This window comes from Streptomyces sp. NPDC000880, assembly GCF_053599675.1.
This window is the reverse complement of the sequence record NZ_JBSFMS010000002.1, coordinates 1-15,047: the sequence shown is the minus strand read 5'-3', so window position 1 is coordinate 15,047 and position 15,047 is coordinate 1. Positions and strand designations below refer to the sequence as shown.

11 protein-coding genes are annotated in these 15,047 nt (G+C 70.6%); 10 read left to right on the top strand and 1 reads right to left on the bottom strand.

Annotated features, from left to right (window positions below; genetic code table 11):
- Positions 1–105: 105 nt before the first annotated feature.
- A complete protein-coding gene (locus ACWDO5_RS01030) occupies positions 106–1,827 on the bottom strand; it encodes a dolichyl-phosphate-mannose--protein mannosyltransferase (RefSeq protein ID WP_450527280.1) in 1,722 nt (573 codons plus the stop codon).
- 53 nt (positions 1,828–1,880) lie between these two features.
- On the opposite strand from ACWDO5_RS01030, the gene rsmI reads away from it, so the two are divergent.
- The 10 genes from rsmI to ACWDO5_RS00980 all read left to right on the top strand — a co-directional run bounded on the left by rsmI (position 1,881) and on the right by ACWDO5_RS00980 (position 14,931).
- A complete protein-coding gene (gene rsmI / locus ACWDO5_RS01025) occupies positions 1,881–2,768 on the top strand; it encodes a 16S rRNA (cytidine(1402)-2'-O)-methyltransferase (RefSeq protein ID WP_450527279.1) in 888 nt (295 codons plus the stop codon).
- 129 nt (positions 2,769–2,897) lie between these two features.
- Positions 2,898–3,344: a hypothetical protein gene (locus ACWDO5_RS01020; RefSeq protein WP_450527278.1), complete on the top strand. Its 447-nt coding sequence runs from the start codon at positions 2,898–2,900 to the stop codon at positions 3,342–3,344.
- Between the two features lie 33 nt (positions 3,345–3,377).
- The gene (locus ACWDO5_RS01015) at positions 3,378–4,247 is read left to right on the top strand and encodes a TatD family hydrolase (RefSeq protein ID WP_450527277.1); all 870 of its coding nucleotides are present in this window, start codon (positions 3,378–3,380) and stop codon (positions 4,245–4,247) included.
- A 250-nt stretch (positions 4,248–4,497) separates the two neighbouring features.
- Positions 4,498–5,805, top strand: a complete 1,308-nt coding sequence (locus tag ACWDO5_RS01010) for a ubiquitin-like domain-containing protein (protein WP_450527461.1) — start codon at positions 4,498–4,500, stop codon at positions 5,803–5,805.
- Positions 5,802–6,659: a 16S rRNA (adenine(1518)-N(6)/adenine(1519)-N(6))-dimethyltransferase RsmA gene (rsmA, locus tag ACWDO5_RS01005; RefSeq protein WP_450527276.1), complete on the top strand. Its 858-nt coding sequence runs from the start codon at positions 5,802–5,804 to the stop codon at positions 6,657–6,659. The genes ACWDO5_RS01010 and rsmA overlap by 4 nt, the downstream gene beginning before the upstream one ends.
- Positions 6,656–7,549, top strand: coding sequence for a 4-(cytidine 5'-diphospho)-2-C-methyl-D-erythritol kinase (locus tag ACWDO5_RS01000; RefSeq protein ID WP_450527274.1), 894 nt, complete (start codon positions 6,656–6,658; stop codon positions 7,547–7,549). The genes rsmA and ACWDO5_RS01000 overlap by 4 nt, the downstream gene beginning before the upstream one ends.
- A 172-nt stretch (positions 7,550–7,721) precedes the next feature.
- Positions 7,722–9,026 carry an acyltransferase family protein gene (locus ACWDO5_RS00995; protein WP_450527273.1) on the top strand — a complete coding sequence of 435 codons (1,305 nt, stop codon included), beginning with the start codon at positions 7,722–7,724 and terminating at the stop codon, positions 9,024–9,026.
- A gap of 43 nt (positions 9,027–9,069) precedes the next feature.
- Positions 9,070–10,875 (top strand): ABC-F family ATP-binding cassette domain-containing protein, encoded by a 1,806-nt coding sequence (locus ACWDO5_RS00990; RefSeq protein ID WP_450527271.1) that lies wholly within the window; start codon positions 9,070–9,072, stop codon positions 10,873–10,875.
- Between the two features lie 317 nt (positions 10,876–11,192).
- Positions 11,193–13,043: an outer membrane protein assembly factor BamB family protein gene (locus tag ACWDO5_RS00985; protein ID WP_450527269.1), complete on the top strand. Its 1,851-nt coding sequence runs from the start codon at positions 11,193–11,195 to the stop codon at positions 13,041–13,043.
- Positions 13,044–13,104: 61 nt separating this feature from the next.
- Positions 13,105–14,931: an outer membrane protein assembly factor BamB family protein gene (locus ACWDO5_RS00980; protein WP_450527267.1), complete on the top strand. Its 1,827-nt coding sequence runs from the start codon at positions 13,105–13,107 to the stop codon at positions 14,929–14,931.
- Positions 14,932–15,047: the final 116 nt, after the last annotated feature.

The following is a 15,047-nucleotide window of genomic DNA, read 5'->3' as shown; positions in this document are numbered from 1 at the left end:
CAAGGGCTTGGGCCGTCTGCGGGCCGTCGAGCGGCGACCAGCAACCACCAACAACGACGACGGCGGGCACGGCGTCAAGTGGTGCCGTGCCCGCCGTCGTCCCAGCTAGACCCAGGTGTCCAGCCACATCCGGTTGCGCCAGTCCTCCAGCGGGATCGACGTGCCCGTGTACAGCGGATAGAAGTAGATGAAGTTCCAGATGATCAGCAGCACCAGCACCCCCGCGCCGATCGCCCCGATCGCCCGCCGTCGTTCGTCCGAGCCCGGTGGGCCCAGCATCGCGCCGATCATCATCGCCACCGCCAGGCACAGGAACGGCACGAACACGACCGCGTAGAACAGGAAGATCGTGCGCTCCTGGTAGAAGAACCAGGGCACCCAGCCCGCCGCGATGGCGCAGGCGATCGCGCCCGCGCGCCAGTCGCGGCGGAACAGCCAGCGCCACAGGATGTAGCAGATCGCGAAACAGGCCGCCCACCACAGCAGCGGCGTGCCGAGCGCCAGGACCTCGCGGGCGCACTTGTCCGCCGCGTCCGACGGGCAGCCGTTCACGCCCGCCTTCGGGTCCTCGTAGAAGTACGAGACCGGGCGGCCCAGGACGATCCAGCTCCACGGGTTGGACTGGTAGGTGTGGCCCGAGGTGAGGTTGACGTGGAACTCGTAGACCTCGTTCTCGTAGTGCCACAGGCTGCGCAGCCAGTCCGGCAGCCAGGTCCAGCTGCCGCCCTTGCCGTCCGTCTGCGCCCAGTTCCGGTAGTAGCCCTTGCCGGTGACGATCCAGCCGGTCCAGGAGGCGATGTACGTGACGATCGCGACCGGCACAGTCGACACGAAGGCCGGTACGACGTCCTTCTTCAGCACCGCCATGTACGGATGCACCGCGCCCGCCGTACGGCGCGCGCCCAGGTCCCACGCCACCGTCAGCAGGCCGAACGCGACCATCACATAGAGGCCGTTCCACTTGGTCCCCGCGGCCAGGCCCAGCATCAGGCCCGCCGCCAGGCGCCACGGACGCAGGCCGAGCCGCAGGGTCTCGGCGACCGTGGCGTCCGGGCGCAGTACGCCCTCCGCGTCGGTCGGCAGCGCCGCGGCGAGGCGTCTGCGCGCCCAGTCCCGGTCGATGAGCAGGCAGCCGAAAGCGGCCAGCACGAAGAACATCAGCACCTGGTCGAGCAGCGCGGTGCGGCTCATCACGAAGTGCAGCCCGTCCACCGCGAGCAACGTGCCCGCCAGGCAGCCCAGGAACGTCGAGCGGAACAGCCGGCGGCCGATCCGGCACAGCATCAGCACCGACAGCGTGCCGAGTACGCAGACCATGAAGCGCCAGCCGAACGGCGTGAAGCCGAAGAACTGCTCGCCGAGGCCGATGACCCACTTGCCGACCGGAGGATGCACCACATAGCCGGGGTCGGTCGGGACGGGGACCTTGTCCGGGTTGGCCAGGATCGCCTTGTCAATGTCCTTCGGCCAGCTGCCCTCGTAGCCCTGGTTGATCAGCGCCCACGCGTCCTTGGCGTAGTACGTCTCGTCGAATATCACCGCATTGGGCTTGCCCAGATTCCAGAACCGCAGCACGCCCGCGACCAGCGCGACCAGCAGCGGCCCGCCCCAGGCCGCCATGCGCAGCAGCGGGTTCACGAGCGCCGGCGGGATGCCGAAGACCGGCCACACCCGCTCGGAGGGGCGCGAGTAGGGCGGCACCAGGCGTTCGCGCAGCCCGATCACGGGCCGGGACGTGTAGCCGAATCTGCGCAGCCGCTGCTGCCAGCCGGGCGGCTGCTGATCGGCGTCCTTGCCCTGAAGGGTCTGTGGCGCGGTACTGGTCACCGCGCCATCGTAGGGAACGCGACTGTGTGAGTCGTACGTCCGGCCCTGCGAGGATGACGTACGTGAACGGAACGCTGGTACTCGCAGGGACCCCCATCGGCGATGTCGCGGACGCGCCGCCCCGGCTCGCCGCCGAGCTGGAGAACGCCGACATCGTGGCCGCGGAGGACACCCGGCGGCTGCGCCGGCTCACTCAGGCCCTGGGTGTGCACACCCAGGGGCGGGTCGTGTCGTACTTCGAGGGCAACGAGTCCGCCCGTACGCCGGAGCTGGTCGAGGCGCTGGCCGGCGGCGCCCGGGTGCTGCTTGTCACCGACGCCGGTATGCCGTCCGTCTCCGACCCCGGCTACCGGCTGGTCGCCGCCGCCGTGGAGAAGAACATCAAGGTCACCGCGGTACCCGGACCGTCCGCCGTGCTGACCGCGCTCGCCCTGTCCGGGCTGCCTGTGGACCGCTTCTGCTTCGAGGGCTTCCTGCCGCGCAAGGCGGGCGAGCGCCTCGGGAGGCTGCGCGAGGTCGCGCAGGAGCGGCGGACCCTGGTGTATTTCGAGGCGCCGCACCGGCTCGACGACACGCTCGCCGCGATGGCCGAGGTGTTCGGCGCCGAGCGCCGGGCCGCCGTCTGCCGCGAGCTGACCAAGACGTACGAGGAGGTCAAGCGTGGCGGGCTCGGCGAGCTGGCCGCCTGGGCCGCCGACGGCGTACGCGGCGAGATCACCGTCGTCGTCGAGGGCGCGCCGGAGGCCGTACCCGGCGAGCTCGACGCGGCCGAACTGGTGCGCAGGGTGCGGGTGCGCGAGGAGGCGGGGGAGCGGCGCAAGGAGGCCATCGCGGCGGTCGCCGCGGAAGCGGGGCTTCCCAAGCGCGAGGTGTTCGATGCCGTCGTCGCGGCAAAGAACGCGGATCGATCGGCCCCCGCAGACAGTAAAGGACTATCGTGAAAGGCAAAGCGCAGACCGCGTCCTGGGCCTTTCTGGCATGGGAACGCCAAAGACCACACCATTAATCGACAGGCGCTGATGCGCTCCCGCCGGAACGGGCGTCCACTGGGTCAGTGGAGAGGAGCTGGCATGAGTGAGATCACAGGCCACGCCAAGGTCCACGAGGCGTACGCCTTCGCCTGCATGCGCTGCGGGCACGGCTGGGAGCAGTCCTACGAGATAGAGCACCACATCGATGGCTCGGGCCAGGAATTCGTTGTTTACAAAGCTGAGGGTCGGCGGGTGCCGTCCCCGCTCTCGAGCCCTTCCTGCCCGACCTGCGGCGGGCATGTCGTACGGATCATGAGGGCGGGGCAGGTCTCCTCGGTGCTGGACTCGATGATGAACCCGAGCCCCGCGAAGAAGCCCGTGTCGCAGGCCGGGCCGGTGCCCGCCGAGGCCGCCGACCGGCCCGGGGGCGCCGAGCGTGTCGATCAGTCCGCGCAGTCCGGGCCGTCCGCCGGACAGCCGGAGTCGGCCGAAGCGCCTCACCACTGGCACCTCTCCGACCTCCTGCACGCGTTCCACCGCAAGTGAGGCGTTGGGCGCGAGCCTCGTAGGATCGCGCCCATGAGTTCGAAGTCCGCCCCGCCGCCGCTGCCCGAACCGCTCAGCGTGCCGGTCGCCGATTCGCACACCCACCTGGACATGCAGGAGGGCACGGTCGAGGAGGCGCTCGCCCGGGCAGCCGCGGTCGGGGTGACGACCCTCGTCCAGGTCGGCTGCGACATCAAGGGCTCCCGCTGGGCCGCGGAGACCGCTGCCGCCCACGACAGCGTGCACGCCTCCGTGGCCCTGCACCCCAATGAGGCCCCGCGCATCGTGCTGGGGGATCCCGGGGGTTGGTCGCGGCAGGGTGCCCGCGAGGCCGGTGGCGACAGCGCCCTCGACGACGCGCTCGGCGAGATCGACCGGCTGGCCGCCCTCCCACAGGTCCGCGCCGTCGGCGAGACCGGCCTGGACTACTTCCGTACGGGGCCCGAGGGCATCGCCGCCCAGGAGCGCTCCTTCCGTGCGCACATCGAGATCGCCAAACGGCACGACAAGGCCCTGGTCATCCACGACCGCGATGCGCACGCCGACGTGCTGCGGATCCTCGCCGAGGAGGGCGCGCCCGAGCGGACCGTCTTCCACTGCTACTCCGGTGACGCGGAAATGGCCCAAGTGTGCGCGGCCGCGGGCTACTTCATGTCCTTCGCCGGCAATGTGACCTTCAAGAACGCCCAGCCGCTGCGCGACGCCCTCGCCGCCGCCCCGCGGGAACTCGTACTCGTCGAAACGGACGCGCCCTTCCTCACCCCGGCCCCGTACCGCGGACGGCCCAATGCGCCGTATCTCATTCCGGTCACGCTGCGCGCCATGGCGGCGGTGACGGGGCTCGACGAAGACACGCTGGCCGCGGCGATCTCGGCCAATACGGCGGAAGCGTTTGGTTACTGACGGGCAGCGGCGGACAGGCTGACGTCGCGACGCTGCGTAGTCGAAATGCTTTGGAGAGTGACCGGAATCCGCTAGTGTCCCGGCCGCAACTGGGGGTACCTCCCGCCGAAGACTGTGGGGGAGGGCGGACCGGACCTTACGGAGCGTCGTGAGCAATTCGCAGGGCAGTCACCATGCCGTACGCGGCGGTCTCCGGGCCGCCGGGACAGCAGAGCCGCACGAAGCACCCGAGACGTCGTCTGCGTACGAAGTGCGCGAGCCGTCTTACGAGGACGAGGCCCGCACCTCGACGTACGGAGCGCCCGAGCCGTCTTACGAGGACGAGGACGAGGCCCGTACGCCGCCCTACGTCCCCTCAGCGCCGACGCTGCCGCGCCAGGGCCCCGCCCCCGCCCCGGCAGTCTCCGGGACCGGCGGCCGCGCCGAAGCCCGCCGGGCCGCCCGCCGCCGCAAGGCCGGCGAGACGCCCGACACCCTGCGCCGGCTCGTCCCGCATGCCCTCGTCGTCGCCTTCCTGGCCGGCGGCACCTCGGCCTTCGTCGCCAGCGACAAGGCGGTGCGGCTCACCGTCGACGGCGTACCGCGCACCATGCACACCTTCGCCGACGATGTGCGAGAACTCCTCGACGACGAGGGGCTCGACGTCAGCGCGCACGACATCGTGGCCCCCGCCCCCGCCGCGGCCATCGCCAGTGGCGACGAGATCGTCGTCCGCTACGGCCGGCCCGTCACCCTCACTCTGGACGGGCAGCGCCAACGGGTGTGGACCACTGCCCGCACGGTCGACGGCGCACTGCGCCAGCTCGGGGTGCGCGCGCAGGGCGCGTATCTGTCGGTCTCGCGCTCCATGCCGATCTCCCGCGATGGCCTGGCCCTCGATGTGCGGACCGAGCGGACCGTGACCTTCATGGCCGACGGGCGCGAGCACACCATCCGTACGAACGCGGCGAGCGTGCGTGAGGCCCTGGACGAGGCCGGGATCGCGCTGCGCGGCCAGGACACCACGTCCGTGCCGCCCCACAGCTTTCCGCGCGACGGGCAGACCGTCACCGTCATGCGGATCACCGACACCAGGGAGGTGCTCGAGGAGCACATCGACTTCGACGTCGAGAAGGCCGAGGACCCCTCGCTGTTCTCCGGCACGGAGGTCGTCGTACAGCAGGGCAGGCCGGGCGCGCGGCGGGTCACGTACACCCTGCGAACCGTCAATGGCGTCAAACAGAAGCCGCAGAAGGTCGCCGAGGAGGTGGTGCGGGAGCCCGTCGCCCAGCGCGTGAAGGTGGGCATCGAGCCGATGCCGAACTCCGTGGCGGGCGCGGACAGGCTGAACTGGGGCGCTCTCGCGCACTGCGAGTCCGGCGGGTGGGCGGGCGCGGTCGACCCGTCGGGGACGTACGGCGGGCTGTACCAGTTCGACACCGGGACCTGGCGGTCGCTCGGCGGGCGCGGGCGCCCGCAGGACGCGCCCGCGGAGGAACAGACGTACCGGGCGAAGAAGCTCTACGTGCAACGGGGGGCGAGTCCGTGGCCGCACTGCGGCCGTAGGCTGTATCAGTGAGCACCACTGAGCCCGACGCACTCCTCGGCCCCGCCGACATCCGTGAACTGGCCGCAGCGCTGGGCGTACGCCCCACCAAGCAGCGCGGCCAGAACTTCGTCATCGACGCCAATACGGTCCGCAGGATCGTCCGCACGGCCGAGGTGCGCGAGGACGACGTGGTCGTCGAGATCGGCCCCGGGCTCGGGTCGCTGACCCTCGCCCTGCTGGAAGCGGCTGACCAGGTCGTCGCCGTCGAGATCGACGATGTGCTGGCGGGTGCGCTGCCGTCGACGATCCTGGCCCGTATGCCGCAGCGGGCCACGCGCTTCTCGCTGGTGCACTGCGACGCGATGCAGGTGCGGGAACTGCCGGGCCCGGAGCCGACGGCGCTGGTCGCGAACCTTCCGTACAACGTGGCCGTGCCGGTGCTGCTGCACATGCTGGACCGCTTCCCGACGATCGAGCGCACGCTGGTGATGGTGCAGGCGGAGGTCGCGGACCGGCTCGCGGCCCAGCCCGGGAACAAGGTCTACGGCGTCCCGTCGGTCAAGGCCAACTGGTACGCGGACGTGAAGCGGGCGGGCTCGATCGGGCGCAATGTCTTCTGGCCCGCGCCCAATGTCGACTCGGGTCTGGTCTCGCTGGTGCGCCGCGATCCGCCGAAGACCACCGCCACGAAGGCGGAGGTCTTCGCGGTGGTCGACGCCGCGTTCGCGCAACGGCGGAAGACGCTGCGCGCGGCGCTTGCGGGTTGGGCGGGGTCGCCCGCCGCCGCGGAGACCGCGCTGGTCGCGGCGGGGATCTCACCGCAGGCGCGCGGCGAGTCCCTGACGGTGGAGGAGTTCGCACGGATCGCGGAGGCCAAGGCGTGAGCGTCACGGTACGAGTGCCGGCGAAGGTCAATGTCCAGCTGGCGGTCGGCGCGGCGCGTCCCGACGGTTTCCATGACCTCGCCAATGTCTTTCTGGCGGTCGGCCTGTACGACGAGGTCACGGTGGCGCCGGCCGAGTCGCTGTCGATCACGTGCTCCGGCCCGGACGCCTCGCAGGTGCCGCTGGACCGTACGAACCTGGCGGCCCGCGCGGCGGAACTCCTCGCCGCCCGCCACGGCATCGATCCCTCCGTGCACATCCACATCGCGAAGGACATCCCCGTCGCGGGCGGCATGGCGGGCGGCAGCGCGGACGGCGCGGGCGCGCTGCTGGCCTGTGACGCGCTGTGGGGTCTTGACTCGCCGCACTCCGAACTCCTCGCCATCTGCGCCGAGTTGGGCAGCGACGTGCCGTTCGGCCTGGTGGGCGGTGCGGCGCTGGGCACGGGCCGCGGCGAGCAGCTGACCGAGCTCGAGGTCGGCGGAGAGTTCCACTGGGTCTTCGCGGTGGCTGACGGCGGCCTGTCGACGCCCGCGGTGTACGCCGAGTTCGACCGCCTGGGCGAAGGCGTCGCAGTCCCCGCCCCGGCCGCGTCCCCGCCCCTGCTCGAAGCCCTCCGCACCGGCGACGCGACGGCCCTGGCCGCGGCCCTGACGAACGACCTCCAGCCCGCGGCCCTCTCCCTGCGCCCGTCCCTGTCGGCGACGCTGGCATCGGGCATGGCGGCGGGTGCGCTGGCGTCGCTGGTCTCGGGCTCGGGGCCGACGACGGCGTTCTTGACGAAGGACGAGGAGTCGGCGGGGGCGGTGGCTCAGGCCCTGCTGGCGTCGGGCACCTGCCGTACGGCAAGGGTGGCGGTGTCCCCGGCGGCGGGTGCGGTGCGGGTTTAGCTGGGGCTCCGCCCCAGACCACTGGCCTCAATCGCCGGCGAGGCTGGGTTTCCCGCCGCAGCCGGTAGTCAAGCCCCCCGACCCGGGCCCACCCCCACGCACCCCGTACTCACGCCCAAGTTGAGTACAAGCGCCCTCACCCACCCCCGCACTCCCGCGGCACCGTACCCCCATGGGATCAAGCGTTCGTGAGCTCGCCGCGGCCACTCCCGGTACGCGGGACCGGTATATCGACCTCCTGCGGGTCGCCTCGCTCGGGACCGTCGTGGCCGGGCACTGGCTGATGGCCGTCGTCACCGGCGACGGGGTCGGGAATCTCCTCGCCGTCGTGCCGGAGCTGCAGCCCCTCACCTGGGTGCTGCAGATCATGCCGGTGTTCTTCTTCGTCGGGGGCTTCTCGCACGCCCTCTCCTACCGCTCCCTCTCCCGCAAGACCGACGGCTCCGTCTACGCGGCCTTCCTCCGGGCCCGACTGCAGCGGCTCCTGCGGCCCACCATGGTCTTCATCCTGGTATGGGGCACGGGCGCGCTGATCGTTCAACTCCTCGGCGGGGACGGCGGATTGACCGCAGTGGCCCTGCGCCTCGTCGCCCAGCCGCTCTGGTTCATCGGCATATACCTGGCGATGGTCGCCTTCACCCCGCCGCTGCTGAAGCTGCACGAGCGCTACGGCTGGGGGGCCTTCGGCGCGCTCGTCGCGGGCGCCGCCGTCGTCGACGGGCTCCGCTTCGTCGGCGGCGTGCCCTTCGTCGAGTTCCTCAACTTCGCCTTCGTCTGGCTCGCCGTCCACCAGCTCGGCTTCCTCCGTGCCGACGGGATGATCAAGGTGCCCTCGGCGCTCGCCGCGGCCGGGCTCGTCGGCGCCGCGGGGCTGGTCGCCTTCGGCCCGTACCCACTGAGCATGGTCGGGATGCCCGGCGAGAAGGTCTCCAACATGGCCCCGCCCACCCTCGCGCTCCTCTGCCACGGCCTGTGGCTGGTCGGCGCGGTGGAGTTGCTCCGTGCGCCCGGTACCCGCTTCGTGCAGCGGGCCGCGGTCTGGCGGGCCGTCGTCGCCGCCAACGGCATCGCGATGACCGCGTTCCTGTGGCACCTGACCGCGATGCTCGGCGTGTACGGCGCGGTGCTCGCCCTCGATGTACCGCTGCCCGCCCCCGCCTCCGCCGCCTGGTGGGCGCAGGTACCGGTCCGTATCGCGGTCGCCGCCGCCGTGACCGCGCTGCTCGTCGCCGCTTTTCGCACCTTCGAGCGGCCCGTACGGGCGGCCCCGGCCACTGGCTCGGGCCCGGTCGCCGCCCTCGGGATCACGCTCTGCCTCTTCGGCGTGCTCGGCCTCTCCATGGTCGGCTTCGGCGGAATGCTGGAGGGCAAGTCCGCGATGCTGGTCGCGGTACGTGTCACCGCGCCCGCCGCGGTCGCCATGGCCCTGGCCGGCTGGCTGCTGGTCGAGACCGCGGGCAGGGGCCGGCGCTCCTGACAAGTACGCTGGGGGGTCGATCGTTCCCCCTGTCAGGAGAGAAATGGCCATCAACCTGGTCAATGTCGAGGCAGTCAGCAAGGTGTACGGAACACGTGCCCTGCTCGACGGAGTCTCCCTCGGCGTGTCCGAGGGGGACCGCATCGGCGTCGTCGGCCGCAACGGCGACGGCAAGACCACCCTCATCCGCATGCTCGCCAAGCTCGAGGAGCCCGACACAGGCCGGGTCACCCAGAGCGGCGGACTGCGCCTCGGGGTGCTCACCCAGCACGACTCGCTCGACCCCGAGGCCACCGTCCGGCACGAGGTCATCGGCGACATGGCCGACCACGAGTGGGCGGGCAACGCCAAGATCCGCGACATCCTGACCGGGCTCTTCGGCGATCTGCACCTGCCAGGCTTCGAGCAGGGCCTGGACACCGTCATCGGCCCGCTCTCCGGCGGCGAGCGCCGCCGTATCGCGCTCGCCAAGCTCCTCATCGCCGAGCAGGACCTGATCGTCCTCGACGAGCCCACCAATCATCTCGACGTGGAAGGCATCGCCTGGCTGGCGAAGCATCTGCGGGCGCGCCGCTCGGCGCTCGTCTGCGTCACCCACGACCGCTGGTTCCTCGACCAGGTCTGCACGCGGATGTGGGACGTCCAGCGCGGCGCGGTGCACGAGTACGAGGGCGGCTACAGCGACTACGTCTTCGCGCGCGCCGAGCGCGAGCGCATCGCCGCCACCGAAGAGGTCAAGCGGCAGAACCTGATGCGCAAGGAGCTGGCCTGGCTGCGGCGCGGCGCCCCCGCCCGTACCTCCAAGCCGCGCTACCGCATCGAGGCGGCGAACGAGCTGATCGCCGATGTGCCGCCGCCGCGCGACACCTCCGAGCTGATGAAGTTCGCCAACGCCCGCCTCGGCAAGACCGTCTTCGAGCTGGAGGACGTGACCGTCCAGGCCGGCCCGAAGGTGCTGCTGAAGCACCTAACCTGGCAGCTCGGCCCCGGTGACCGTATCGGTCTGGTCGGCGTCAACGGCGCGGGCAAGACCTCGCTGCTGCGGGCGCTCACCGAGGCAGCCCGCAGCGCCGGCGATGTGCAGCCCGCGGCCGGGCGGATCGTCGTCGGCAAGACGGTGAGGCTGGCCTACCTCTCCCAGGAGGTCGGCGAACTCGACCCCGCCCTGAGGGTGTTGGAGGCCGTACAGCAGGTACGGGACCGCGTCGACCTCGGTAAGGGCCGCGAGATGACGGCGGGGCAGCTGTGCGAGCAGTTCGGCTTCACCAAGGAGAAGCAGTGGACGCCCGTCGGCGACCTGTCCGGCGGTGAGCGCCGCCGGCTCCAGATCCTGCGGCTGCTGATGGACGAGCCGAACGTCCTCTTCCTCGACGAGCCCACCAACGACCTCGACATCGAGACGCTGACCCAGCTCGAGGACCTGCTCGACGGCTGGCCGGGTTCGATGGTCGTCATCTCCCACGACCGGTTCTTCATCGAGCGGACGACGGACAAGACGTACGCACTGCTGGGCGACGCCACTTTGCGGATGCTGCCGCGCGGCATCGACGAGTACCTGGAGCGCAGGCAGAAGATGATCGAGGCCGTCGCCCCGGCGCCGGCCGCCGCGCCCGCCGCCGCGACGACCGAGAAGTCCGCGGCGGACGTGCGCGCCGCGAAGAAGGAACTGCAGAGGATCGAGCGGCAGTTGAACAAGATCTCCGACCGGGAGACCAGCCTGCACGCCCAAATCGCGGACAATGCCACCGACTTCGGGAAGGTGGCGAAACTGGACGCGGAACTGCGTGAACTGATCGGCGAGCGCGACGAGTTGGAGATGCGCTGGCTGGAGCTGGCCGAAGACGCGTAGAGGCGGCGTTCAGGTCTCGTAACGAGGGCATCACGGGCCGGTCCTCCCTTGGGAACAGGGGCGGACCGGCCCCTTGTTCGACACTCCCCGAGTGATAGAAAGAAGCTCCGCTCGCCGGCTTCATGGAGCCGCGGATGGTGTATGCGGACGGCCGGTTCTTCCTCATCGCCACCCGTATCAACGGCCTCAACGACGCGGAAGAGAGGGAGACGAAAACGATGATGGCCTTCGGCAAGTGACCGCGTTCTGAGTCGTCCGAGTCATTCGGACATCCCAGCTCCTTCTCCCATCTCCCCATTTCCAGAGGTAGCCACCCCATGACACAGCCGCCGAACCAGCCGCCGCAGCCGCCGAACCAGCCGCCGCCGGGAGGCTTCGGAGCTCCGCAGGACTCGCAGCACGGAGCCCCCCAGCCGCCCGCGCAGCCGCCGCAGATGCCGCCCGCCCCGCAGGGGCCGCCGCCCGCGGCTCCCCCCGGGGCACCCGGTTACGGCTATCCGCAGCAGCCGCCCGCCCAGCCCGGTTACGGCTATCCGCAGCAGGCCCCGGGCCAGCCCGGTTACGGCTACCCGCAGCAGGCCCCCGGCCAGCCGGGTCCGTACAGCCAGCAGCCCGGTCCGTACAGCCAGCAGCCCGGCCCGTACAGCCAGCAGCCGGGCCCCTACGGCGGCTACCCGACTCAGCCGCAGTACCCGGGCGCGCCCGTCCCGCCCGGCGGTGGTGGCGGCTTCTTCAAGGGCAAGCCCGGCGTCATCATCGGCGCGGCCGTGGCCGGACTGCTGGTGATCGGCGGCGGCACCTGGTTCGCGCTCAGCGGCGGTGACAACAACAAGACGGACGGCAAGAACGTCAGCAAGAGCGATGACCCGGGGCCCACCGGCTCTCAGTCCGTCGACCAGGGCGACGGCAGCGGCGACGGCCGCCAGGCCAACGACGACCTCAACGCCGGGCGCAAGCCGGGCGAGGCGAAGGTCATGTTCCTCACGAAGAACGACGTCGACCTGCCGCGCAACGGCGCCGAGGTGTTCGGCCCGTGGGTGGTCGGCGACACCGTCGTCAAGGGCATGTACAAGGAGGTCGTCGGCTACTCGGCGACCGACGGCACGAAGAAGTGGACCCTGCCGCTCGGCACCGAGATCTGCTCCGCGCCGAGCCAGACCACGGCCGACGGCAAGATTGTCGTGGGCGTCAAGGACGGCCTCACCGAGAAGTCCAAGTGCCTCGATCTGCAGATGATCGACCTCAAGACCGGCAAGGCGGGCTGGAAGAAGCCGATCCCGAAGGCCAGCGGCGCCTTCAGCTCGCTCTCCGACTTCACCCTGTCGATCAGTGGTAACACCCTTGCTGCGGGTGGCACCGGCAACTCCTACGGCTTCTCGATCACCGACGGCCGGCAGCTCTTCAAGGGACCCACCGAGGGCTGCAAGCCGTTCGCCTTCGCCGGCGGCCCCAAGCTGCTCGCCGCCGCCAGCTGCCCGACATCGGACTACAACAAGCCCAAGCACCAGCTGTCGGAGGTCGATCCCACCACCGGCAAGGCCAAGTGGACGTACAACGCCCCCACCGGCTGGGAGATCGACAAGGTCTACTCGGCCAGCCCGCTCGTCATCTCCCTGACGCAGCGTGAGCCGAAGAAGTGGTCGATCGTCGCGCTCAAGGACAACGGCACGCCGCGCTCGCAGATCGACGGCGGCAAGGACAAGTTCCAGCCGCGCTGCGGCGGCGCGTTCGTGATCTTCGGCCAGAACCTCGAGGGCTGCACCGGCGTCGCCGCCGACGCCACGAACTTCTACATGGCGACCGAGACCGCCTACGGCACCGCCAACGAGGTCGTCGCCTTCAGCCTCGACACCGGCAAGGCCGCGTGGCGTTCGCCCGCCGACGGCAAACGCCAGATGACGCCACTGCGCACGGAGGGCGGGAACGTCCTCGTCTACATGAATGCTTCGTACGACTCGGGCGGTGCGGTCGCCGCGATCGCGCCGACGGGTGGCGCGCCGAAGGTGCTGCTGCAGCACCCGGCCTCGACCGCCCAGATCGAGAGCTCTTTCTACTCCCCGAAGCTGGTGTACGCGGACGGCCGGTTCTTCATCGCCAGCGGCCGGGTCAGCGCCAGTAACGACACGGAGGAGAAGGAGACGAAGACCATGATGGCCTTCGGAAAGTGACGCGTCCTGAGCTTTCCGACCCACTTCCTTTCTCCACGCATCCTTTCGAGGTAAGCACGCCATGACGCAGCCGCCACCGCCGCCCAACCAGCCCCCGCAGGGAGGGTTCGGGGCACCTCAGGACCCTCCCCCTGGCTTCGCCGGGGGGACCCCCACCCCAGGCTTCGGAGCCCCGACGCCGCCGCCCCCGCAGGACCCTTCGTACGGCTATCCGCAGACGCCGCCGCCCGCTCAGGCGCCGCAGGGCCCGCCGCCGGGACAGCCCGGCCACGGCTACCCGCAGGCGCCGGGCCAGGTGCCCGGTCAGCCCCCCAACTACGGCTATCCGCAAGGTCCGCCGCCTGCCCAGCCGGGCTACGGCTACCCGACCCAGCCCATGCAGCCGCAGTACATGCCGCCCCAGCCCGGCGGCAGCGGCGGCAAGAAGCTGAGCACGCAGATGCAGATCATCATCGCGGCGGCCCTCGCCGTGGTGCTGATCATCGGCGGCGGCATCTGGTTCGCCTCCTCGAACGGGGGCGGCAGCAAGAAGGACGACAGCAAGAACAGCTCGGCCGGCAGCTCCGGGGGCTCCACCGGCGGTGACACCGGGGGCAAGGCCGCCGACGGCCCCGGCAAGGAGAAGGCGCCCGCGAACACCAACTCCAAGGTTGCCTTCCAGCTGCCGGAGCCGACGCGCACCGACATCACCAGCGTCAAGGGCTCCTGGGTCACCGACAAGGCCTACGTCAAGCCCGGCGTGAACTCCCTCGTCGGCTACGACGCGGCCAAGGGCACCCCGCTGTGGACCCTCCAGCTGCCGGGCCAGATCTGCGCGGCGTCCCGCTATCTGTCCGAGGACAACAAGGCCGCGATCGTCTTCGAGGCCACCAAGCGGGTCCCGCCGAAGAACTACCAGGCGTGCACCGAGGTCGGCGTCGTCGACCTGAGCGCCGGCAAGCTGCTGTGGAGCAAGTCCGTCAAGGGCACGACCCGCGGCGACGAGAAGATCAGGTTCAGCGAGGTCACCCAGAGCGGCAACACGGTCGCGGCGGGCGGCACCGACGGCGGCGCGGCCTTCGACCTCACCAGCGGCGCCGTCCGCTGGAAGCCCACGGCCGGCGCCGAGGGCTGCTACGACATGGGGTACGGCGGTGGCCCGGCGCTCGTCGCGGTCCGCAGGTGCGGATCGTACGACAGCCCGCAGGTCACCATCCAGGGCCTGAACCCGGACAACGGCACTCCGGCGTTCTCGTACAAGATGCCGGCCGGTGTCGGGTACGCGGCCATCGTCTCCACCAAGCCGCTGGTCGTCGCCGCCGACGTCGGTGACACGGGCTCGGGCGGCATCTCGGACTTCTTCTCGCTCGACGACAAGAGCGGCACGCTGCGCGCCAAGATCCCGGCAACGGGCGACAAGTACCAAGCGCGGTGCGGCTCCACCGAGGTCGAGGCCTGCCAGAAGGTCGTCGTCGGCAACGGCCGGCTGTATCTGCCGACCTCGGACCACGAGGGCACCGGGGAGTACGGCGACACCAACGAGATCGTCTCCTTCGACCTCGCCACCGGAAAGCCGACCAGCGACCGGGCGGACGCGGGCGACCGGTACACGATGTTCCCGGTGCGCATGGACGGCGGCAACCTCATCGCGTACAAGTGGCCCCCCTACGACAAGGGCGGCCAGGTCATCAGCATCGACGGCAGCACCTTCAAGCAGACGGTGCTGATGGAGAATCCGGCCGACAAGGCGGTACGGGAAGCGGAGACCAGCTTCTCCTCGGACTACGCCGAGTACCGCTATGCCAATGGGCGGCTGTTTGTCGGGGCGGTTCTGCTGAGCGAGCCGTCGTCCTCCTCGTCGTCCTTCGGGAAGAAGTACCTGGCTGTCGCCTTCAGCACGGCCGACTGATTTCCGGACAACTGGGCAGGTGGCCCGGCACATCGGACTCCGATGTGGCAAGCGGTACGTACCCCGGCACTTGTTACTCCGACCCGGTGTGCCGGGTGGCGCAGGCCACCGGGGAC

Excerpts from the sequence above, each read along its gene's own strand:
- ACWDO5_RS00995 (WP_450527273.1), top strand. The coding sequence starts at position 7,722 with ATGGGATCAAGCGTTCGTGAGCTCGCCGCGGCCACTCCCGGTACGCGG.
- ACWDO5_RS00980 (WP_450527267.1), top strand. The coding sequence starts at position 13,105 with ATGACGCAGCCGCCACCGCCGCCCAACCAGCCCCCGCAGGGAGGGTTC.
- rsmI (WP_450527279.1), top strand. The coding sequence starts at position 1,881 with ATGACGTACGTGAACGGAACGCTGGTACTCGCAGGGACCCCCATCGGC.
- ACWDO5_RS00985 (WP_450527269.1), top strand. The coding sequence starts at position 11,193 with ATGACACAGCCGCCGAACCAGCCGCCGCAGCCGCCGAACCAGCCGCCG.
- ACWDO5_RS01015 (WP_450527277.1), top strand. The coding sequence starts at position 3,378 with ATGAGTTCGAAGTCCGCCCCGCCGCCGCTGCCCGAACCGCTCAGCGTG.
- ACWDO5_RS01020 (WP_450527278.1), top strand. The coding sequence starts at position 2,898 with ATGAGTGAGATCACAGGCCACGCCAAGGTCCACGAGGCGTACGCCTTC.
- ACWDO5_RS00990 (WP_450527271.1), top strand. The coding sequence starts at position 9,070 with ATGGCCATCAACCTGGTCAATGTCGAGGCAGTCAGCAAGGTGTACGGA.